A 20,532-nucleotide genomic window follows, 5' to 3' on the forward strand; every position below is an offset into this window, starting at 1 on the left:
TTCAGTGGCCCGCCGCGCGGCTCGCATCGAGATGCGCCTTGGCGCGCTCGGCCAGGGCGACCTGCTCGGGCGTCGCCGGCACGAAGGCCTCGACCGGGATCGGACGCCCGTCCGGGTCGACCGACACGAAGACGATCAGGCATTCGGTCGTCTTCTGCATGTCGCCGACCTTCATGTCGCCGCTGCGCACTTCCACCGAGATGTTCATGCTGGTGCTGCCGGTGTAGACCAGCTTTGCTTCGACCTCGACGATGTCGCCGATCTTGATCGGGCGGTGGAAGCGGATGCTGCCGATGAACACCGTCACGCAATAGCGCTTGGACCAGCTCGTCGCGCAGGCGTAGCCGGCCTCGTCGATCCATTTCATGACGGTGCCGCCGTGGACCTTGCCGCCGAAGTTGACGGTGCTCGGCTCGGCGAGAAAGCGCAGGGTGATGGAAGACATTCGTGGGGCCTCGGGCGGTAGTGGATCGTGGGTCGCGGCGATTATGCGAGGACCTTCCGGCGGTCCTTGCACGGCGCGTGCCCGCACCGGTCCGATGCCTGTCCGCAGCTGCGTGCACCTGCCCGCATGTCCGGCCGCAGCGCCCCTCGCCCGCCGTGGGGCAAGTGGCCGCGCGACCGCCGGATGGACCGGTCTTTGCTATCGTGCCCGATTGCCCAGGTATTGCCCCATGACCACGATGACCGACCCCGATCCCGCCACTGCATCCCGTCTCATCGACGAACTCGTCGAGCTCATGCGCCTGGAGCCCACCGGCACCGACCGCTTCGTCGCGCAGAGCGAAGACCTCGGCACGCCGGCCGTCTTCGGCGGCCAGGTGCTCGGCCAGGCGCTGCGTGCCGCCAGCCTCACGGTCGACGCCGACCGCCCCGTGCATTCGATGCACGCCTATTTCCTGCTGCCCGGCGAGCATGCGCCGATCGAGTACACGGTCGACCGCGTGCGCGACGGCCGCAGCTTCACGACGCGGCACGTGGTCGCGCGCCAGGAAGGCCGCACGATCTTCGAGATGTCGGCGTCGTTCCAGACCGCCTCCGACGGCGTCGAGCACCAGATCGCCGCGCCCGAGGTGCAGGCGCCCGAAGGGCTGAGGAACGAGCTGGCCCAGCGCATGGCGGTGCGCGACCGGTTGCCGGCCGTCTGGCGCGACAAGGGGCTGGTGCCGCACGGGCTCGAATTCCGCCAGGTCGAGCCGCTCGATCCGGTGAACCCGGTGCCGCGCGCGTCCGCCAACCAGATGTGGGTGCGGGCGATCGCGCCGCTGCCGGACGATCCGCTGCTGCACCGCGCGTTGCTGGCCTATGCGTCCGACCACGGCCTGCTGCGCGCCGCGATGCTGCCGCACGGCCTGAGCTTCTTCAGCGGCCAGGTGCGCGTGGCCAGTCTCGACCACGCGATGTGGTTCCACCGCGATTTCCGGATCGACGACTGGCTGCTCTACAGCACCGATTCGCCCAACGCCAACGGCGCCCGCGGCCTGTGCCGCGGCAGCTTCTTCACACGCGACGGCCAGCTCGTCGCATCCACCGCGCAGGAAGGCATGCTGCGCCTGAAAGACCGTCGATGAGCCACCTGTTCACTCCCTTCGCGCTCGGCCCGCTGACGCTGCCCAACCGCATCGTCATCGCGCCGATGTGCCAGTACTCCGCCGAAGACGGCAACCCGAGCGACTGGCACACGATCCACCTGGGCCAGCTGGCGCTCTCGGGTGCGGGGCTGTTGATCATCGAGGCGACCGCGGTCGAGGCCATCGGCCGCATCACGCCGGGCGACGTCGGCCTGTATTCGGACGACAACCAGGCCGCCTTCGCACGCGTGCTGAAGGCGGTGCGCAGCCATTCGCGCATGCCGGTCGCGGTGCAGCTCGCGCATGCCGGCCGCAAGGCGTCGAGCCATGTGCCGTGGGAAGGCGGCCAATGCCTCGGCCCCGATGAAGGCGCCTGGCAGACGGTCGGCCCGTCCGCGCTGCCGCACGCGCCGGATGAGCCCGCGCCCCTGGCGCTCGACGCGGCCGGCCTGGCGCGCGTCAAGGCGGCTTTCGTGCAGGCGGCGCGGCGTGCCGAGGCGCTCGGCATCGACGCGATCGAACTGCACGGCGCGCATGGCTACCTGCTGCACCAGTTCCTGTCACCCATCGCCAACCATCGCGACGATGCCTACGGCGGCTCGCTCGAGAACCGGATGCGCTTTCCGCTCGAGGTGTTCGAGGCGGTGCGTGCCGCGGTGCCGGCGCGCATGGCGGTCGGCGTGCGCATCTCGGCCACCGACTGGGTCGAGGGCGGTTGGGACACCGAGCAGAGCGTGGTCTTCGGCCAGGCGCTGGCGGCGCTTGGCTGCAGCTTCATCCACGTGTCCTCGGGTGGCGTGTCGCCGCTGCAGAAGATTCCGGTGACCGCGGGCTACCAGGTGCCGATGGCCGAGCGCATCAAGGCCGGGTCGGGCCTGCCGACCATCGCGGTCGGGCTGATCACCGAGCCGGCGCAGGCCGAGGCGATCGTTGCCGGCGGCCAGGCCGATCTGATCGCCCTGGCCCGCGCGATTCTGTTCGAGCCGCACTGGCCCTGGCGCGCGGCGGCCGAGCTCGGTGCGCAGGTCGAAGCGCCGCCGCAGTACTGGCGCTCGCAGCCGCGCGAGCTCAAGGCCCTGTTCGGCGACGCCCGCATCGGTGCACGCTGAGCTTCAAACGCCCAGGTAGCGCGACCAGATCGTCCGGTCGGCGTCCAGCGCGGCCGAATGGCCCTGCCACACCACGCGGCCGCGTTCCAGCACGATGTGGTGGTCGGCCAGCTTGAGCAGGCGGTCGATGTACTTGTCGACCACCAGGATGGTCTGGCCGGCTTCCTTCAGCTGGCGCAGGCAGCGCCAGATCTCCTCGCGGATCACCGGCGCCAGGCCTTCGGTGGCCTCGTCGAGGATCAACAGGCGCGGGTTGGTCGACAGCGCGCGGCCGATCGCCAGCATCTGCTGCTCGCCGCCCGACAACTGGTTGCCCATGTTGTTGCGGCGCTCCTTCAGCCGCGGGAACAGCGCATAGAGGCGTTCGAGGTCCCAGGCGTCGCGCAGGCCGTTGCGGTGGTCGGCGAAGGCGATCAGATGCTCCTCGACCGTGAGGTTCGGAAAGCACTGGCGGCCCTCGGGCACGATCGCCACGCCGAGCCGCGCGATCGCATCGGCGCGCAGGCCCTTGAGGTCGGTGCCGCCGAAGCGCACGCTGCCCTTGCGCAGGCCGAGCGCGCCGATCAGCGTCTTGATGGTCGTGCTCTTGCCCATGCCGTTGCGCCCGAGCAGCGTCGTGACCTGGCCGGCCGGGATGTCGAGTTCGACGCCGAACAGCACCTGGCTGGCACCGTAGCCGGCCTCCAGGCCGCGTGCTTCCAACAGAGGTGGTGCGCTCATTGAAATACCTCCGTGCGCCGCACTGCGGTGCGCGCTTGCTTGGGGCGGCCCGGCGCGACGCTCATGCTGCGGCTCCTTCTTCGGTCCCGAGGTACACCGCCTGCACCTGCGGATTGCCGCGAATCTCGTCGACGCTGCCCGACACCAGCACCTTGCCGTAGACCAGCACCGAGATGCGGTCCGCCAGTTCGAAGACGGCCTTCATGTCGTGCTCGATCAGCAGGATGGCCATGTCCTTTTTCAGCGTGTGGATCAGTTCGGTCATGCGCTCGGAATCTTCCGGGCCCATGCCGGCCATCGGCTCGTCGAGCAGCAGCAGCTTGGGCCGCGCGGCGAGTGCCAGCGCCACGTCGAGCTTGCGCTGCGCGCCGTGCGACAGCGTGCCGGCCGCGCGGTCCATCTCGCGCGCCAGGCCGACGCGTTCGCCCAGCGCCTGCGCGATGTCGACCAGCGGCTTCTCGGCGCCGCGGTCCTTGAAGAAGCGCAGGCTGCTGCCCGAATGGGCCTGCGCGGCGAGCAGCAGGTTGTCGCGCACCGAGGCCTCGCGGAAGATGCTGGTGATCTGGAAGCAGCGCGACAGCCCGTGGCGCACGCGCGCATGCATCGGCAGCGGCGTGAGGTCGACGCCGCCGAGCGTCACCCGGCCGGCGTCGGGCTGGTGCAGCCCCGAGATCAGGTTGACCAGCGTGGACTTGCCCGCGCCGTTCGGCCCGATCAGCGCATGGATCTCGCCCGCGTTCACGTCGAGCGTGACGTGGTCGGTGGCCAGCAGCGCGCCGAAATTCTTGACCAGTCCTTCGACCTGGAAGAGGCTCATGCGAGGTCTCCGGTGGCGGCCGTGGCCGATGCTGCGGGTTCTGCCGCCGCGGGCGTCTTGCGCGTCCAGCGGTCGAACACGCTCGCCAGGCCGCGCGGTGCAAGGAACACGATCGCGATCAGCAGCAGGCCGAGCGGCATGTGCCAGTACTCGGTGAACTGCTTGACGATCTCCTCGAGTCCGATCCACACGGCCGCGCCGATCGGCCCACCCCAGCGGCGACCCACGCCGCCGATGATGATCATCACCATCAGCGTGGCCGACTGCGTCCAGTGCATGGCCGACGGGCTTACGAAGTTGTTGTGCGACACCAGCAGCGCACCGGCCAGCCCGGCGAATGCGCCGGCCACCATGAACGCCACCAGCTTCAGCCGGAACACCGGGAAGCCCATCGCCTGCATGCGCGTCTCGTTGTCGCGGATGCCGGTCAGCGCATGGCCGAAGCGCGACACCGTGGCGCGGTTCAGCGCCAGCATCGACAGCACGAAGAGCAGCAGCACGGTCCAGTAGAAGGTCGACTCGTCGGTGCTGTCGAGCCCGAGGCCGAAGGTCGGCCGCGCCGCCAGGTTGTAGCCGTCGTCGCCGCCGTAGGTGCGCAGCGACACCGCGATGTAGTACAGCATCTGCGCGAAGGCCAGCGTGATCATGATGAAGTACACGCCGCGAGTGCGCAGCGCGATCAGGCCGATCAGACCGGCCACCAGCCCGGCGACCACCATCGCCGCGGGCCACATCGCCCAGGCCGACGTGGCGCCCGCGTCGGCCATGGCGACCAGCGTGTACGCACCCACACCCAGAAAGCCGATATGACCCAGCGCGGCCATGCCGCCGAAGCCGAGGATGAAGTTGAGGCTCGCCGCCGCCAGCGCGAAGATCAGCGCGCGGCGCACGAAGCTCACGTAGAAATCCAGCCCCAGCGACGGCGCCACCAGCGGAAACACCGCCAGCAGCGCGATCACGATCCAGGGCAACCAGCGCTCAAACTTCATGGACGTCGCTCATTTCGAAACACACGATGGATCAGCCCCTTGCGGGGACCAGGCCGGCCGGCTTGAACGCCAGCACGCCGGCCATCAGCGCATAGGTCGCGAGGCCCGCGATCACCGGGCCGAGGTCGGACACCAGCGTCGGCGGCAGGAAGCTGCGCAGCGCCACCGGCACGAACGCGCGGCCGATGGTGTCGACCATGCCGACCAGCATCGCTGCGACGAAGGCGCCGCGGATCGAGCCGATGCCGCCGATCACCAGCACCACCAGCGACGGGATGATGATTTCCTCGCCCATGCCGATCTGCACCGCCGTCAGCGGGCCCATCAGCGCACCGGCCAGCGCGGCCAGCGCCGCGCCGAGCAGGAACACCAGCGAGAAGATCCGGCCCACGCGCACGCCCATGAACTCGGCCATCGGCCGGTTCGACGCGCCTGCGCGCACCAGCATGCCGACGCGCGTGTGGTTGACCAGCAGATAAAGGCCCAGCGCCACCAGCAGGCCGGCGGCCAGGATCACGAGACGGTAGGCGGGGTAGGGCAGTTCGGGCAGCAACTGGATCGGCCCCGACAGCGCGGCCGGTGCCGACGCCATGATCGGCGCCGGGCCCCAGATCATCTTGACCGCGTCGTCCGCGACCAGGATCAGGCCGAAGGTCGCGAGCACCTGCGACAGGTGATCGCGGCCATACAGGCGCCGCACCAGCAGCCATTCGAGCAGCACCGCCAGCAGCACGATCACCACCAGCGCCGCGAGCACCGCCGCCACGAAGGAGCCGCTCTGCGTATGCACCTGCGCCGCCACGTAGGCGCCGCCCATGAACAGCGACCCGTGCGCGAGGTTCATCACGTCCATGATGCCGAACACCAGCGTGAGCCCCGCCGCGAGCAGGAACAGCATCAGCCCGTAGCCCAGGCCGTTGAGCATCTGCTCGATGAAAAGAATCAGCGTCATGTCTCTATCTACTCAATGCCAGGAACCCCACGGAACCGGCTTTGCCGGGCCGTAGGGGTTGCCCCCGGAAGGGGGTTGGCGCTGCTACGCGAAGCGAGCAAGCCTGGGGGAGAGTCAAGACAATTTGCACTGGTCGTGATAGGCGTCCCGGTAGCCCTTCAGCGGCGTCGACAAGGTCTTGTTGGTGATCTTGCCTTCGGCGTTCTTGCCGATCACGCGCAGGTAGTAGTCCTGGATCGGGAAGTTGTTGTTGTCGTACTTGAACGGGCCGCGGATCGATTCGAACTTGGCGGCCTTCAGCGCCTTCAGCACGGCCGGCTTGTCCTTCACGTTGCCCTTGACGTCGCGCACGGCGGCGTCCATCGCGAGGATGGCGTCGTACGCTTGTGCGGCGTAGAAGGTCGGATAGCGGTTGTAGGCCTTGCGGAACTCGCTGACGAACTTCGCGTTGGCGGCGTTCGGCAGGTCATGCGACCACTGCGAGGTGCTGAACAGGCCGAGCATCGGCTCGCCCACTGCGCTGATGGTGTCCTCGTCGGCAGACGCCGGGCTGGTCACCAGCGTGATGTCCTTCGACAGGCCCGCGCCCACGAACTGCTTGATGAAGTTGATGCCCATGCCGCCCGGCAGGAAGAAGTACACGGCGTCGGGCTTGAGCGCGCGGATCTGCGCGAGTTCGGCCGCGTAGTCGAGCTGGCCGACCTTGCTGTAGACCTCGGCGCCGATCGCGCCCTTGAAGCGGCGCTTGAAGCCGGTCAGGTGGTCGCGGCCGGCAGGGTAGTTGGGCGCGATGATGAAGGCGTTCTTGAAGCCCTTGTCGCTCGCGTAGGCGCCGGCTGCTTCGTCCCAGGTGTCGTTCTGGTAGGACTGGCCGAAGAAGTACGGGTTGCACTGCGCGCCCGCCCATTGGCTGGGGCCGGGGTTGCTGGTGATGAAGGGCACCTTGGCCGCGAACAGGCCGGGGCCGACGGCCAGCGCCACGTTCGAGGGCGTCGGGCCGGTGAAGAAGTCGATCTTGTTCTGCTGGATGAAGCGGTCCACCACCTGCTTGGCCTGGTCGGGGCTGCCGGCCGTGTCGGCCTGGATGAATTCCGCGGGGTAGCCGCCGAGCTTGCCGTCCAGGAGCTTGATCGCCAGGTTGATGGCGTCGCGCGTTTCGGCACCGCCGGATGCGAACGGCCCCGAGATGTCGAGCGCCAGGCCGACCTTCACGGGGTCGGCGGCCAGGGCGGACCCTGCGGCTGCCACGGTCATCGCGGCGAAGACGCCGGCGGCGCGGGCAACGAGGGAAATTCGGAAAGCAGTCATGGATTCTCCAAAGGGGAACGAAACGGAACGGGACTCACGCCTTGCGCTGAACGGCCACTTCGACGCGGCCTGCGCGCACCTGGACCGGAAAGCTGCGAACCGGCTCGGTGACCGGGCCACCCCGCGTCTCGCCGGTGCAGATGTCGAAAAGCCCCTGATGCAGCGGGCATTCGACGCAGCCGTTCTCGATGTAGCCGTCGGAAAGCCGCGCATTGCCGTGGGTGCACAGGTCGTGCAGCGCGTGGAGCGAATCCCCCTGGCGGAACACAGCAATCGCCATGCCACCTGCAATCACGGGCCAGACGGCGCCGTCCGGAAAGTCGTCGGGTTCGCCCACGTCGTGCCAGGCGGCGTCGGTGTCGGTGGCTGTATCGGTCATGGTCTGCATCGGTCAGATCGGGGTCGCAAGAAGGGTGATGACGCGGGAGGTGTCGTAGATCACGCGGCGCTGGGCATAGCGCCAGCCGGCCGGCGTGCGCACGATGCGGTCGATGTAGCGGCCGGCCTGGTACACGAAGGACTCGCCGTTGGTGCGCGTCTGGATCACGACGTAGCTCGACTCGGCGGTCACGGTGTCGGCGTCGACCGGCGTGACCGTCAGGCCGTTGGTCATGTGGCGGCAGGCGTGCTCTTCGTAGATGCTCGCGTGGCGCAGCGACAGCACGCGGTCGCGCAGCATGCGCTGGTTGTTGCAGTAGATCAGCCCGATCGGCAGGCCGAGGTCGGCGTTCTCCTTGGGCACGATCTCGTACAGGCAGTCTTCGGTGAACAGCGTGGCCCACTCTTCGAGCCGGTCGTTGTCGAGCGCCGCGCAGTAGCGTTCCTGCAACTGGTGGATCTCGAACCAGCGCAGCATGTCGGTCAGGGTGTCGGTCGTGGGTCGTTCCAAAGTCATGTCGTTCATTTCAGTTTTCCAGGAACACCGCGGAACCGGCTTTGCCGGGCCGCCGGTGTTGCCCCCGGAAGGGGGTTGGCGAAAGGCGACACGCTGTGCGCCGAAGCCTGGGGGAGAGCCATCAATACCCCATGAGCTGTTGGTAGCCGGTCCAGAAGCGGCGAATCAGGTTCTCCGTGATCATGGTGTCCTGCCGCATCGGGTCGGAGCGGCCGAGTTCGATCACCGAGGTCGATTCGCCATCGCGCGCGGTGCCGCGCTGCACCAGCTCGGTGGCTTCGGTGTCTTCCATCGAGATGTAGCCGGCCGGGCCGACCAGGTTGGCCTGCTTGATGCGCAGTGCGCGCAGCTCCGGCGTGTCGTCCTCGTAGCCGAAGAAGTGGAAGATCAGCTCGAAGTTGTCCGGGCCCTTCGGCAGGATCTGGCGCGCCACCAGCGTGTTGTGGATCTGCTGGAGCACCAGCTGCGGGAACAGCGTCTGGATGTGGTTGGTGCAGTCTTCCTCGAACTCCGAGATGAAGCCCAGCACCGTGTCGTCTTCCAGGTGGAAGCCGTCGTCCATCGAGCGGATCTGCTGCTGCTTGTAGGCGCTGGCGGTGTCGCTGTCGTCCACCTTGGTCGACGTGATGATGCTGTGCAGCCCGTTGCGCGCGTCGGGGATCGAGCGCGCCTTCATGCCCACGCGGAAGATGTTGAAGGTCGTGTGGAACAGGTGCAGCAGGCTCGCGTGGTACGGGTCCTTCACGTTCTCGTAGTAGAGCTTCCAGTTGGAGCGCGAGTACTGCCGCGTGCAGCCCAGGTAGACGATCGGCTTGTGCATGATGCGGTCGATCCACGGCAGCATCTGTTCGCCCAGGTACTCGGGCAGCGGCGGCGTCTGGTCGCTGAAGGTCGCGAAGACCAGGCCCTTGTAGCTCTCGGCGCGCAGCGTGTGCAGGCCGTGGTTCTTCGGATTGAAGTCCGCCGGCATGCCCGGCGCACCATTTTGGCCACGACGGAAGGGCACGCCCTGCAGGTTGCCCTTGGTGTCGAAGCTCCACTGGTGATACACGCAGGTGTGCGACTTGGCATTGCCGCGCGCATTGCGGCACAGCGTGGCGCCGCGGTGCGAGCAGCGATTGACCCAGGCGGCCAGGCTGCCGTCCTCGGTGCGCGTGACCACCACCGGCGTGTCGCCGACGAAGGTGCTCTTGTAGTCGCCCGGGTTCGGGATCTCGGCTTCGAGCGCGACGAAGTTCCAGGTCGGGCCGCGGTAGATGCGCTCCTGTTCGCGCTCGTAGACCTCCTGCGAGCTGAAGACCTTGTACGGGATGCGTGAGCCGTCCGGGTTCGGGAAGTGCACCAGCCTGTCATCGGAGGCCGGCCTGGCGGACGCCTTCAGGGCGCTGATGTCGACGGTTTGGTTCATGTGGGGTTCCTTGTTCAGCGGGGCATCGGCACCGGTGCGCGGTCTGCTCGATGTCCCTGCCAGCGATTCTTAGCAGCCGGACGGACCGCCGCTATCCGTTTCGCGCAGACCGCGGCGCGGCTGTCCGTTTCACGCAGGAATCGGGGTATTCCCTGACGCGGCACAAGCCCATTGCCGGTTTCCGGCTCGGCTTGGCGCGTTTCTTGCGCGCCTTTTTCCCAATCCGAACCCCAGCCAGACATGCGTCCAGCCACCACTTCCGCACCTTCCAGCCCCGCTGGCGGTGCGCGTGCGTTCGAGCCCAGCCTGCTGCGCGCGAACCGGCTGTTCGAATCCTGCGACCTCGACGACACGCGCGAGCGCATCTCGCGCGTCATGCAGCCGCACCACCTGCAGCCGCTCGGGCGCACCGGCGGCGGGCGTTCGCACATGGATTTCGTCCGGCTCGGCGGCATCGGCCTGGGCACCATCGACTTCGGCGAGGCGATGCGGGTCGACGTCGACCACATCGAGGACTACCACCTGCTGATGTTCTGCCTGCGCGGCCAGGCCCAGGCCTCGGCCGCCGGCCGGCCGGTGCAGGCCGACCAGAGCAACGGCATGATCTGCGCGCCCGGCAAGCGCTTCCTGGCGGACCTGTCGCCCGATTGCGAGCAGTTCGTCGTGCGGCTCGACCGCCGCATGGTCGAGGCGCATGCGGGCCGCGCGATCCAGTTCAGCGAGACGCTCGACCTGCGCCGCCCCGAGCTTCAGGCCTGGCTCGACCAGCTGCGCGTGCTGGTCACCTCACCGACGCTGATGCAGGCGGCGCTGCGCAGTCCGCTGATCGCGGTCGAGATGGAGCGCCTGCTGGTGCACCTGCTGCTCGACGGCCAGGGCTGGAGCGACGCATCGCCCGCGCCGGAACCTGCTGGTACGCGCCTGGGCCTCGCGCCGGCTTGCGTGCGCCGCGCCGAGACCTTCATGCAGGCGCACGCCGAAGACCCGCTGCGCCTGGCCGACATCGCACGCGCGGCCGAAGTGCCCGCGCGCACGCTGCTCGACGCCTTCCGCCGCTTCCGCGACTGCAGCCCGATGCAGTACCTGCGCGACATGCGGCTCGATGTTGCGCATCGGCGGCTGAGCGACCCGGATGCGCAGACGACCGTCGCCGTGGTGGCGATGGATTGCGGATTCACCCACCTGGGGCGCTTTGCGCAGAGCTACCGGGAGCGCTTCGGGCAGGCGCCTTCGGTGACGTTGCAGCAGCGGAGTTGAGGACCGGCGCCCGGCTGAACGCCAGCGTGGCGCCGGCTCAGGAAGACCGGCCCTTCGCGCGTCGCGACAGCATGTTGAGCACTTCGACCAGCGTGGAGAAAGCCATCGCGGCGTAGATGTAGCCCTTCGGCACATGCACGCCGAAACCGTCCGCGATCAGCACGGCACCGATCATCAGCAGGAAGCCCAGCGCCAGCATCACCACGGTCGGGTTGCGGTTGATGAAGTTCGCGAGCGGCTCGGCGGCGATCAGCATGACGGTGACGGCGGTGATCACGGCGATCACCATCACCGCCAGGTTGTCGGTCATGCCGACGGCCGTCAGGATGGAGTCCACGGAGAACACCATGTCCAGCAGGACGATCTGGACCAGCACCGACGAGAACGCGATCGTCGCCACGGCGGCGCCGCTGGCCGCGCCGGTTGCAGGTGTCGGATCGACGTGGTGGTGGATTTCCTTCGTGGCTTTCCAGATCAGGAAAAGACCGCCGGCGATCAGGATCAGGTCGCGCCACGAGAACTGCGTCTCGAAGCTCGGCGTTCCGTTGGCATCGAGCGTGCCCTTCAGGCCGAGATCGAACACCGGTGCCGTCAGCCCGACCAGCCAGGCGATCATCGACAGCAGCGCGAGCCGCATGATCAGCGCGAGGCCGATTCCGATACGGCGCGCCCGCTTGCGCTGGTGCTCTGGCAGCTTGTTCGACAGGATCGAAATGAAGATCAGGTTGTCGATGCCGAGCACGACTTCCATGATCACCAGGGCGACCAGCGCGGCCCACGCGGTCGGGTCGGAAAACAGGGCTTGGAGACTCTGCACGGCATTTCTCGGCGGTTTGGATGGCCGGATGATGCCCGTCGCTCGCGCCGCCTTCGTCGATTTCCGGCCTTCGTCGGGGCCTTTCGGTGCCGGCGCAGGATTACATTCGCCCCTTCCAGGGCACCACCTTGCGTTCGATCCACCGCATCAGCAGATCGAACAGATATGCCACCACGCCGATCACCACGATCCCCATGATCACGATGTCGGTCCGCAGGAAGTTCGACGCGTTCAGCACCATCTGCCCCAGCCCGACGTTGGCGGCCACCATCTCGGCCGCGACCAGCGTGGTCCAGCCGAACCCGATCGCGATGCGCATGCCGATCAGGATGTCGGGCATGGCCGCCGGCAGGATCACGTGGCGAATGACCTGCATGTAGCTCGCGCCCATCGAATAGGCGGCGTTGATCTGCTCCGATGACGCGCTGCGCATGCCCGAGCGCGCGGCGAGTGCGAGCGGCGCGAAGCAGCTCAGGAAGATCAGCAGCACCTTGGGCACTTCGTCGATGCCGAACCAGATGATGATCAGCGGCAGGTAGGCCAGCGGCGGCAGCGGCCGGTAGAACTCCAGCGGCGGATCGAAGATGCCGCGCACCACGCGCGACATGCCCATCGCGATGCCGATCGGGATCGCGGTCGCGCAGGCCAGCAGGAAGGCCGAGAACACGCGCAGCATGCTCGCCAGGAAGTGCTGCCACAGCGGCTTGTCGTTGGCCTGGCCTGTCAGGTACTCGTAGAACTGCTGGAACACCGCCTGCGGGGTGGGCAGGAACAGCGGCTTCACCAGGCCGAGGTTGGTCACCCCGAACCACACCGCGATCAGCACGATCACGGTCAGCACGCTGATGCCTGCGCTGTTGCCTTCGCCGGGCACCTTGAAGCGCGTGGTCTTCGGGGCCGCAGTCGACGTGGGTGTTGCCGCTGCCGCTGGTGGTGTCGAGGCCGCAACCGCTTTGGCGTCGATGGCGAGATCAGGCATGCGTCGACTCCCGCTGATGAATGATGGCGAGCACTTCCTCGCGCATGCGGATGAATTCCGGCTCCGACTTGACCTTGCGCGCGTCGCCGTGCGCCAGGAATTGCCGCGAGAAGGGCACGTCGTCGTAGACATGCGAGATGCGTCCCGGGCTCGGGCTCATCACGATCAGCCGGGTGCCGAGGAACAGCGCCTCTTCGACCGAGTGCGTGATGAAGAACACCATCTTGTTCGCCTGTGCCCAGGCGTGCAGCAGGATCTCCTGCACCGTCTCGCGGGTGAACGCGTCGAGTGCGCCCATCGGCTCGTCCATCAGCAGCACGGCCGGGTCGCTGGCGAGCGCGCGCGCGATGCCCACGCGCTGCTGCATGCCGCCCGACAGCTCGTACACCGCGCGGTCGGCGTACTTCTCGAGCCCGACCAGCGCGAGCTTCTGCGCGGCGACGGCATCGCGTTCGGCCTTGCCCATGCCGGCGAGCTGCAGGCCGAGCGCCACGTTGTCGCGCACGTTGAGCCAGGGCATCAGCGCGTGCTTCTGGAACACGACGCCGCGGTCGGCGCCGGGGCCGGTCACGGGTCGGCCGCCCAGCAATATCTGTCCGCTCGACGGCGGCAGGAAGCCCGCGATGCAGTTGAGCAGCGTGCTCTTGCCGCAGCCCGAGGCGCCGAGCGCAACGACGAAGTCGCCGTCGTGCATCGTCAGGTTGACAGGCGCCAGCGCCTGCAGCGAGCCGCCTTTGACGGCGTAGTGGACCTCGAGGTCGCGGATGTCGAGCGTGGGCATGTGGGCCTCCTGCGTCGCTGGCCGCCTTACTTGCCCATCGCCTTCTGCACGTACGCGGTGGTCACGAAGGCGCCGTAGTTGGGCTTGAGTTCCTGCACGCGGCCTTGTTCCTTCAGGAAGGTCGCGGTGTCGGTCAGCGCCTTGGCCGCGCCGCCGCCCAGCCAGGTCGGCGATGCCTGCTCGGCCAGCGTCGGGAAGCGGTAAAGCGCCATCGCCGGCGGCACCGCCTTGGCGTCGGCCTTGGTCCACTTGGCCACGGCCTTGACGGGGGCCGAGTCGGCCGTCCATTTGGCTGCGTTGTCGCGGTAGTCGGCGTCGGCCTTGGCCAGCGCCTTCACCAGCGCGACCATGAAGGCTTCGTTCTTGGCGGCCCATTCGGCGTTGACCACCAGACCGTCGAAGGTCGGATAGCCCTTCTTGCCGATCGCGCCCGAGGTCGTGATGACCTTGCCGTTGGTCTTGATCTTCGACAGCACCGGGTCCCAGATGAAGGCGGCATCGATGTCGCCGCGCTCCCAGGCGGCGGCGATTTCCGGCGGGCGCATGTTCATCACGTTGACGCTCTTGGGGTCGACGCCCTGCGCCTTGAGGTCGACCATCAGCTGGTAATGCGATGTCGACACGAACGGCGTGGCGACCTTCTTGCCCTTCAGGTCCTTCATGCTGGTGATGCCGGCGCCGTCGCGTGCCACCAGCGCCTCGGCATCGGCGATGTCGTCGAGCACCCAGAACAGCTTGATGTCCTGGCCCTGGCTCGCCGCGGCGGCGATCGGGCTCGAGCCGGCCTCGCCGATCTGCACGTCGCCCGAGGCCATCGCGCGGATGACGTCGCCGCCGCCGCCGAACATGCGCCAGTTGATCTTGTAGCCGGTGGCTTTCTCGAGCTCGCCGGACTCCATCACGGTCCGCAGCGGCACCAGCATGTCCTGGTGCGCAAAGGTCACTTCCTTGGCCTGGGCAAACACGCCGCCGCTCAGCACGCAGGCTGCAACGACGATCGAAAGGCGCTGGATCAGCTTCATGGGTCACTCCTGGAGGTCGACATCGCAAATGCGGCATCCCGGGGATGGGGCCGCGCTGAAGTCGACTGTGCAGGCAAGGTGCGCGCCCGTTAAGTGCCAGCGCTTCGCCGCCGCTGGAGCCAGTGGCAGCGGCCGTGCATTCGTTCTGGTGCGCGGCGGGTGAGGCGCACTTGGGCGGTGCGCTTCAATCTGGTTCTACAGCAGCCGCTTCAAGTACCGCCCGGTGTGGCTCGCCTCGTTCGCCGCGATGTCCTCCGGCGTGCCTTCGCCCACCACGGTTCCGCCGCCGGCGCCGCCTTCCGGCCCCATGTCGATCAGCCAGTCGGCGGTCTTGATGACGTCGAGGTTGTGCTCGATCACGACGATCGTGTTGCCCGCGTCGCGCAGCTGGTGCAGCACCTTCAGCAGCAGCTCGATGTCGGCGAAGTGCAGGCCGGTGGTCGGCTCGTCCAGGATGTAGAGCGTGCGGCCGGTGTCGCGCTTGCTGAGCTCCAGCGCGAGCTTCACGCGCTGCGCCTCGCCGCCCGACAGCGTGGTCGCCGCCTGCCCCAGCTTGATGTAGCTCAGGCCGACGTCGAGCAGCGTGTGCAGCTTGCGTTCGATGGTCGGCACCGCCTTCAGGAACTCGTGCGCCACCTCGACCGTCATGTCCAGGATCTGCGCGATGTTGCGGCCCTTGTACTGGACTTCCAGCGTCTCGCGGTTGTAGCGCTGGCCGTGGCAGACCTCGCAGGGCACGTAGACGTCGGGCAGGAAGTGCATCTCGACCTTCACCATGCCGTCGCCCTGGCAGGCCTCGCAGCGGCCGCCGGCCACGTTGAAGCTGAAGCGGCCCGGGCCGTAGCCGCGCTCGCGTGCGGTGTTGGTCTCGGCCATCAGCTCGCGGATCGGGGTGAACAGTCCGGTGTAGGTCGCCGGGTTGCTGCGCGGCGTGCGGCCGATCGGCGACTGGTCGACGTTGATCACCTTGTCGAAATACTCGATGCCCTCGATCGCCTCGTGCGCCGCTGGCTCCTCGTGTGCGCGGTACAGCGTGCGCGCCACGGCGGCGTACAGCGTGTCGTTGACCAGCGTCGACTTGCCCGAACCCGATACGCCCGTCACGCAGGTCAGCAGGCCGACCGGGAAGGCGACGCTCACGTCCTTCAGGTTGTTGCCGGTCGCGTGCAGCACGCGGATTTCCTGCAGGTCGGTCTGCGACGCCAGATGCGCGGCCTCGCGCGCGGCGCGCCGTTCGGCGGCCGGGCTCTGCGGGAAGCGCGACGGCTTCTTGCCCTCGTTGAAGGCCGGCTTGGACACCACCGGCAGCCAGGCCGTGCGGTGCTTCGGCACCGCGATCTTCTTCACGCCCGACAGGTACTGGCCGGTCAGCGACTTCGGGTTGGCCGCGACCTCGGCGCAGGTGCCTTCGGCCATCACGTGGCCACCGTGCACGCCGGCACCCGGTCCCATGTCGATCACGTGGTCGGCGGCGGCGATCATGTCCTCGTCGTGCTCGACCACGATCACGCTGTTGCCGATGTCGCGCAGATGCTTCAGCGTGCCGATCAGCCGGTCGTTGTCGCGCTGGTGCAGGCCGATGCTGGGCTCGTCGAGCACGTACATCACGCCGGTCAGGCCCGAGCCGATCTGCGATGCGAGCCGGATGCGCTGCGCCTCGCCGCCCGACAGCGTTTCGGCGCTGCGGTCCAGGCTCAGGTAGTTCAGGCCGACGTCGTTCAGGAACTTGAGGCGCAGGCCGATCTCGCGCACGACCTTGTCGGCGATCTCGGCCTTGGCGCCGTGCAGCTTGAGTTTCTGGAACCAGGCCAGGCTGTCGCGCAGCGTGACGTGGCTGACCTCGAAGATCGCCTTGCGCTCGGGTTCGGCGCCGGACTCGTCGACCAGGAACACGTTGCGCGCCTCGCGCCGCAGCCGCGTGCCGCCGCAGTCGGGGCAGGGCTGCATGTTGCGGAAGCGCGCGAGCTCGTCGCGCACCATCGCCGAATCGGTCTCGCGGTAGCGCCGCGCCATGTTCGGGATGATGCCTTCGAAAGGATGCTTCTTCGTCAGCTTCTTGCCGGCCGACTGGCCCGACTCCATCGTGTAGCTGAACTTGATCTCTTCCTCGCCCGAGCCGTGCAGCAATGCGTGGCGCACTGCTTCGGGCAATTCCTCGAAGGGCGAATCGATGTCGACCTTGTAGTGCTTCGCCACGCTCTCCAGCATGCTGAAGTAGTAGCCGTTGCGGCGGTCCCAGCCCTTGATGGCGCCGCTCGCGAGCGACAGCGACGGGAAGGCGACCACGCGCGCCGCGTCGAAGACCTCGCGGTGGCCCAGGCCGTCGCAGCTCGGACAGGCGCCGACCGGCGAGTTGAAGGAGAACAGCCGCGGCTCGAGTTCGGCCAGTGAGTAATGGCAGATCGGGCAGGCGAATTTGGCGTTGAACAGGTGCTCGCGCGGCGCGGTCGGCAGGCTGGTCGCCGTGGCGGTGCCGCCGTCGGCCGGCGCGTCCATCTCGAACGCGATCGCGCGGCCATCGGCCAGGCGCAGTGCGGCCTCGAAGCTCTCGGCCAGGCGCTGCTGCACGTCGGGGCGCGCGCGCAGCCGGTCGATTACCACGTCGATGTCGTGCTTCTCGGTCTTCTTGAGCTTGGGCAGCTCGTTGTATTCGTAGATCGTGCCGTCGACCCGGAAGCGCACGTAGCCCGATGCCTGCATCTCGGCGAAGAGTTCGACGAACTCGCCCTTCTTCTCGCGTGCCACGGGCGCCAGGATCATGATGCGCGGCTCGCCCGGCAAGGCCAGCGTGGCGTCAACCATCTGCGACACCGTCTGCGCCTGCAGCGGCAGATGGTGGTCGGGGCAGTAGGGCGTGCCGGCGCGTGCGTACAGCAGGCGCAGGTAGTCGTGGATCTCGGTGACGGTGCCCACGGTCGAGCGCGGGTTGTGGCTGGTGGCCTTCTGCTCGATGCTGATGGCGGGCGACAGGCCTTCGATCAGGTCGACGTCGGGCTTGTCCATCAGCTGCAGGAACTGCCGCGCATAGGCCGACAGGCTCTCGACGTAACGCCGCTGGCCCTCGGCGTAGAGCGTGTCGAAGGCGAGGCTCGACTTGCCCGAGCCCGACAGGCCGGTGATCACCACCAGCTTGTTGCGCGGAATGTCGAGGTCGACGTTCTTCAGGTTGTGCGTGCGTGCGCCGCGGATGCTGATGCGCTGCTGAGCGAGCACGGCGCCGAGGTAGGCGTCATCGGTTGGGGCGTTCACTTGGGGCGTCGGTCCGTTCGAGGCAACCGGACATGATAGACGCCCGGGCGGTTCGGCGTGTGGCCGTCCGTTCTGCGGCATGCCGGGGAATCCGGATCTTTCTCGTGGCGCCCATCCCGGGCGGCCGCGGGGCATGGATAATCTCCGGTTCTCTTTTTCCTTCCCTTTCATCCTTTATCAGGGGCAGTGCACATGGCATCGGTCAACAAAGTCATCCTCGTCGGCAATCTCGGCCGTGATCCCGAAACACGAACCTTCCCGAGCGGCGATCAGGTGTGCAACGCGACCCTTGCCACCACCGACAAGTGGAAGGACAAGCAAAGCGGCGAAATGCGCGAGGCCACCGAGTGGCACCGCCTGGTCTTCAATGGCCGGCTCGCCGAAATCGCCGCGCAATACCTGCGCAAGGGCTCGCAAATCTACATCGAAGGCCAGATCCGCACCCGCAAGTACACCGACAAGGACGGCGTCGAGAAGTACGCCACCGACATCCGCGTCGACCAGATGCAGATGCTGGGCAGCCGTCAGGGCATGGGCGCACCGTCGTCCGGTGGCAGCGACGACGACGGCTACGGCCAGGGTGGCGGCGGCGGTGGCGGTGGCGGTTACGGCGGCGGCCGGAACGAAGGCGGCGGTGGTGGCGGTGGCGGTTACGCCCCCCGTGCCGCGGCTCCAGCGCCGCGTGCACCCGCTGCGCGCCCGGCACCTGCGCCGGCCAAGTCGTCGTCGGGCTTCGACGACATGGACGACGACATTCCGTTCTGATCTTTCCCGACCGACGTGCCTCGGCGCCGGCGGCTGAGCATGCCGGTTCGCTCGGCGCCTTGGCGCTCCGCGGCGAGCGCCCAGTCCGCGGAGGTGCGGCCTCGTCCGTCATTGCTGGTGGCCTGAGGCCTTCGCGCCGTCCTGCGGCGTCGTGCGAATCTGGCTCTTCGAGCCCTCGGCTCGTGCTGCCCCAGACGCCGAAGGACCACCGCCGACATGACCATCAACCTCCAGACCCTCAAGTGCGCCGAGTGCGGCAGCGGTGTGCTCAAGCGCATCGGGCTCAACCAGTACGTCTGCGCGCACTGCGGTTCCGTGTCGGTGGTCGAAGACGATGTGTCCGACCGGCTCGACCGGGTGCTCGATCAAGTCAAGGATGCCGCCGGCCAGCGGCTGGCTGCCGAGCAAGGCGCTCGCAACCGGCAGGCAGTGCGCATGGCGGGCATCGCGGTGGCGGCGGTCTTCGGCTTCGTCGCGCTGACGCTCATCGTCAGCACCTTCATCGGCAACAACAAGCGCAGCGGAGCGGTCACCGCATCGCTCGCCGACAGGCCGATTCCCGTCGAAGGCCTCAAGCTGGAGCCGCCGCGCCAGGTGCTGGTCGGCCGCGGCAGCTCCGCCAAGCCGCAACTGCTGGTGGTGGCGCGCAATGAAACCGGCAAGCCGCTCGACAGTCCGCGCGTCAACGCGGTGTTCTTCGATACCGAGAACAACAAGCTGGGCGATCGCAACGAATCGCTGCCTGTCGGCATGCTCGCAGCCGGCGAGAGCGCGCCGGTGCTGATCGACCTGCCCGGCGGCGACAAGACCGTGGCGCGCCAGGAACTCGCCGTGGAGCGCCTGTCGACGCCTTACCGCGTGACGGATGGTCCGCGTCTTGCGTTCTCGCGCGTGCGCCTGGTCGAACAGGGCCGCAATGACACGCGTCTGGTCGGTCGGCTCGTCAACGAGCGCAAGGACGTGAAGCTGGCCGGCGTGGGCGTTCTGGCCACGCTTTACGACGATGCGGGCGCCGTGATCGGATTCGGCCGGGGCTATGCCCAGGCGTCCGAACTGCGGCCGGGCGAACGCACGGCGATGGACGTGCACCTCACGCGTTTCGGCGGCACGGCCGAAGTAGCCGCGTGGGACTACCGCATCGACTACAGCGTGCTCGACGCCGACACCGGCCGCACGGCGGTGCTCAGCAGCGATCGCGTGATCCGCACGGCCGGCAAGCCCGAATCCTTCAACCCCGAGCTGCGCATGAGCACCGAGGACCTGCTGGCGGACGACAGCGAGCGCTTCGACCTCGCGCAGCTCGAACTGCTGCCGCTGATCCCGGGGCTCAACACCATCCGGCAACGCACTTACATGACCGAGCTGGTGAACCACAGCAAGGACATGATCGCGGTCACCCCGGCGGCGGTGATCTCGCGTTTCGATGGCAGCCAGCTCGACGGCACGACGCGCCTGGACGGCCTCGCCTACCTGTACCCCGGCGAGCGCTTTCCGGTGCAGGTCGACCCGAGCCGTGCCGACCGCATCACGCAGACGCGGGTCGAATGGAAGCCGCTGCGTCGCGCAGCGCTGCCGGGCGTGCGCGTGCCGCTGGAGGTGAAGGTGGACGGCACCCAGGCCGAAATGGGCAGCGTGCTGCTCAATTTCAGCCAGCGCTTTGCCTACAAGGCGGTCGTGGTCCGGGGCAGCGTGAAGAATCCGGGCGCCGGCATCGTGCGCAAGACCCGGCTCTGGGTCAGCCTGCGCGATCGCGATGGCAAGCTCACCGGCTTCAAGTCCGTCGAGAACCTGCCGGCGATCGCAGCGGGCCAGAGCGTGCCTTTCGAGGTGCGCATCGAGCAGCAGGGGCGCGACTTCGCGACCGTCAGCACCTTCTACCAAAGCACGGAATAG

At 67.9% G+C, this 20,532-nt stretch carries 19 protein-coding genes; 5 read left to right on the plus strand and 14 right to left on the minus strand.

The features are described 5' to 3' along the window. Position 1: 1 nt before the first annotated feature. Entirely contained in the window at positions 2-445 is a 444-nt protein-coding gene (locus AC07PZ_RS07385; RefSeq protein WP_495294398.1) for an acyl-CoA thioesterase, read from the minus strand. Positions 446-674: 229 nt separating this feature from the next. On the opposite strand from AC07PZ_RS07385, the gene AC07PZ_RS07390 reads away from it, so the two are divergent. Together AC07PZ_RS07390 and AC07PZ_RS07395 are read left to right on the plus strand one after the other, a co-directional pair. After that, positions 675-1,571, plus strand: coding sequence for an acyl-CoA thioesterase (locus tag AC07PZ_RS07390; RefSeq protein WP_495294399.1), 897 nt, complete (start codon positions 675-677; stop codon positions 1,569-1,571). Then, on the plus strand, positions 1,568-2,680 hold the full coding sequence (locus tag AC07PZ_RS07395) for an NADH:flavin oxidoreductase/NADH oxidase (RefSeq protein ID WP_495294400.1): 1,113 nt from the start codon (positions 1,568-1,570) through the stop codon (positions 2,678-2,680). Before AC07PZ_RS07390 ends, AC07PZ_RS07395 begins: the two co-directional genes overlap by 4 nt. A gap of 3 nt (positions 2,681-2,683) precedes the next feature. Here the strand turns inward: AC07PZ_RS07395 and AC07PZ_RS07400 are convergent, their stop codons facing one another. The 8 genes from AC07PZ_RS07400 to andAc all read right to left on the minus strand — a co-directional run bounded on the left by AC07PZ_RS07400 (position 2,684) and on the right by andAc (position 9,769). Beyond that, a complete protein-coding gene (locus tag AC07PZ_RS07400; protein ID WP_495294401.1) occupies positions 2,684-3,400 on the minus strand; it encodes an ABC transporter ATP-binding protein in 717 nt (238 codons plus the stop codon). Between the two features lie 61 nt (positions 3,401-3,461). After that, complete coding sequence (locus AC07PZ_RS07405) at positions 3,462-4,217, minus strand: ABC transporter ATP-binding protein (RefSeq protein WP_495294402.1); 756 nt, start codon at positions 4,215-4,217, stop codon at positions 3,462-3,464. Next, positions 4,214-5,206 (minus strand): branched-chain amino acid ABC transporter permease, encoded by a 993-nt coding sequence (locus AC07PZ_RS07410; RefSeq protein WP_495294403.1) that lies wholly within the window; start codon positions 5,204-5,206, stop codon positions 4,214-4,216. Before AC07PZ_RS07410 ends, AC07PZ_RS07405 begins: the two co-directional genes overlap by 4 nt. 31 nt (positions 5,207-5,237) lie before the next feature. Then, a complete protein-coding gene (locus tag AC07PZ_RS07415; protein WP_495294404.1) occupies positions 5,238-6,158 on the minus strand; it encodes a branched-chain amino acid ABC transporter permease in 921 nt (306 codons plus the stop codon). A 114-nt stretch (positions 6,159-6,272) separates the two neighbouring features. After that, a complete protein-coding gene (locus AC07PZ_RS07420) occupies positions 6,273-7,412 on the minus strand; it encodes an ABC transporter substrate-binding protein (protein ID WP_495294559.1) in 1,140 nt (379 codons plus the stop codon). A gap of 88 nt (positions 7,413-7,500) precedes the next feature. Then, positions 7,501-7,854, minus strand: coding sequence for a non-heme iron oxygenase ferredoxin subunit (locus tag AC07PZ_RS07425; RefSeq protein ID WP_495294405.1), 354 nt, complete (start codon positions 7,852-7,854; stop codon positions 7,501-7,503). A gap of 3 nt (positions 7,855-7,857) precedes the next feature. Then, on the minus strand, positions 7,858-8,361 hold the full coding sequence (gene andAd / locus AC07PZ_RS07430; protein WP_495294406.1) for an anthranilate 1,2-dioxygenase small subunit AndAd: 504 nt from the start codon (positions 8,359-8,361) through the stop codon (positions 7,858-7,860). A 121-nt stretch (positions 8,362-8,482) separates the two neighbouring features. After that, positions 8,483-9,769, minus strand: a complete 1,287-nt coding sequence (gene andAc / locus AC07PZ_RS07435; RefSeq protein ID WP_495294407.1) for an anthranilate 1,2-dioxygenase large subunit AndAc — start codon at positions 9,767-9,769, stop codon at positions 8,483-8,485. Positions 9,770-10,009: 240 nt separating this feature from the next. Between andAc and andR the strand changes: the two genes are divergently transcribed. After that, positions 10,010-11,026, plus strand: a complete 1,017-nt coding sequence (gene andR, locus AC07PZ_RS07440) for an anthranilate 1,2-dioxygenase regulatory protein AndR (RefSeq protein ID WP_495294408.1) — start codon at positions 10,010-10,012, stop codon at positions 11,024-11,026. A gap of 37 nt (positions 11,027-11,063) precedes the next feature. On the opposite strand, the gene AC07PZ_RS07445 is transcribed toward andR, so the two are convergent. The 5 genes from AC07PZ_RS07445 to uvrA form a co-directional block, all read right to left on the minus strand. Continuing rightward, positions 11,064-11,843, minus strand: a complete 780-nt coding sequence (locus tag AC07PZ_RS07445; protein ID WP_495294409.1) for a TerC family protein — start codon at positions 11,841-11,843, stop codon at positions 11,064-11,066. A 100-nt stretch (positions 11,844-11,943) separates the two neighbouring features. Continuing rightward, on the minus strand, positions 11,944-12,822 hold the full coding sequence (locus AC07PZ_RS07450; RefSeq protein WP_495294410.1) for an ABC transporter permease subunit: 879 nt from the start codon (positions 12,820-12,822) through the stop codon (positions 11,944-11,946). After that, a complete protein-coding gene (locus AC07PZ_RS07455) occupies positions 12,815-13,603 on the minus strand; it encodes a taurine ABC transporter ATP-binding protein (RefSeq protein ID WP_495294411.1) in 789 nt (262 codons plus the stop codon). Before AC07PZ_RS07455 ends, AC07PZ_RS07450 begins: the two co-directional genes overlap by 8 nt. A 26-nt stretch (positions 13,604-13,629) precedes the next feature. After that, positions 13,630-14,625, minus strand: coding sequence for a taurine ABC transporter substrate-binding protein (tauA, locus tag AC07PZ_RS07460; RefSeq protein WP_495294412.1), 996 nt, complete (start codon positions 14,623-14,625; stop codon positions 13,630-13,632). Positions 14,626-14,820: 195 nt separating this feature from the next. After that, on the minus strand, positions 14,821-17,955 hold the full coding sequence (uvrA, locus tag AC07PZ_RS07465) for an excinuclease ABC subunit UvrA (RefSeq protein ID WP_495294413.1): 3,135 nt from the start codon (positions 17,953-17,955) through the stop codon (positions 14,821-14,823). Positions 17,956-18,066: 111 nt separating this feature from the next. Here uvrA and ssb point away from each other — a divergent pair, with 111 nt between their 5' ends. Together ssb and AC07PZ_RS07475 are read left to right on the plus strand one after the other, a co-directional pair. Then, positions 18,067-18,639 (plus strand): single-stranded DNA-binding protein, encoded by a 573-nt coding sequence (gene ssb / locus AC07PZ_RS07470; RefSeq protein WP_495294414.1) that lies wholly within the window; start codon positions 18,067-18,069, stop codon positions 18,637-18,639. Positions 18,640-18,855: 216 nt separating this feature from the next. Then, on the plus strand, positions 18,856-20,532 hold the full coding sequence (locus tag AC07PZ_RS07475) for an FxLYD domain-containing protein (protein WP_495294415.1): 1,677 nt from the start codon (positions 18,856-18,858) through the stop codon (positions 20,530-20,532).

It is taken from the genome of Variovorax sp. GW821-FHT10B04, from assembly GCF_059415645.1.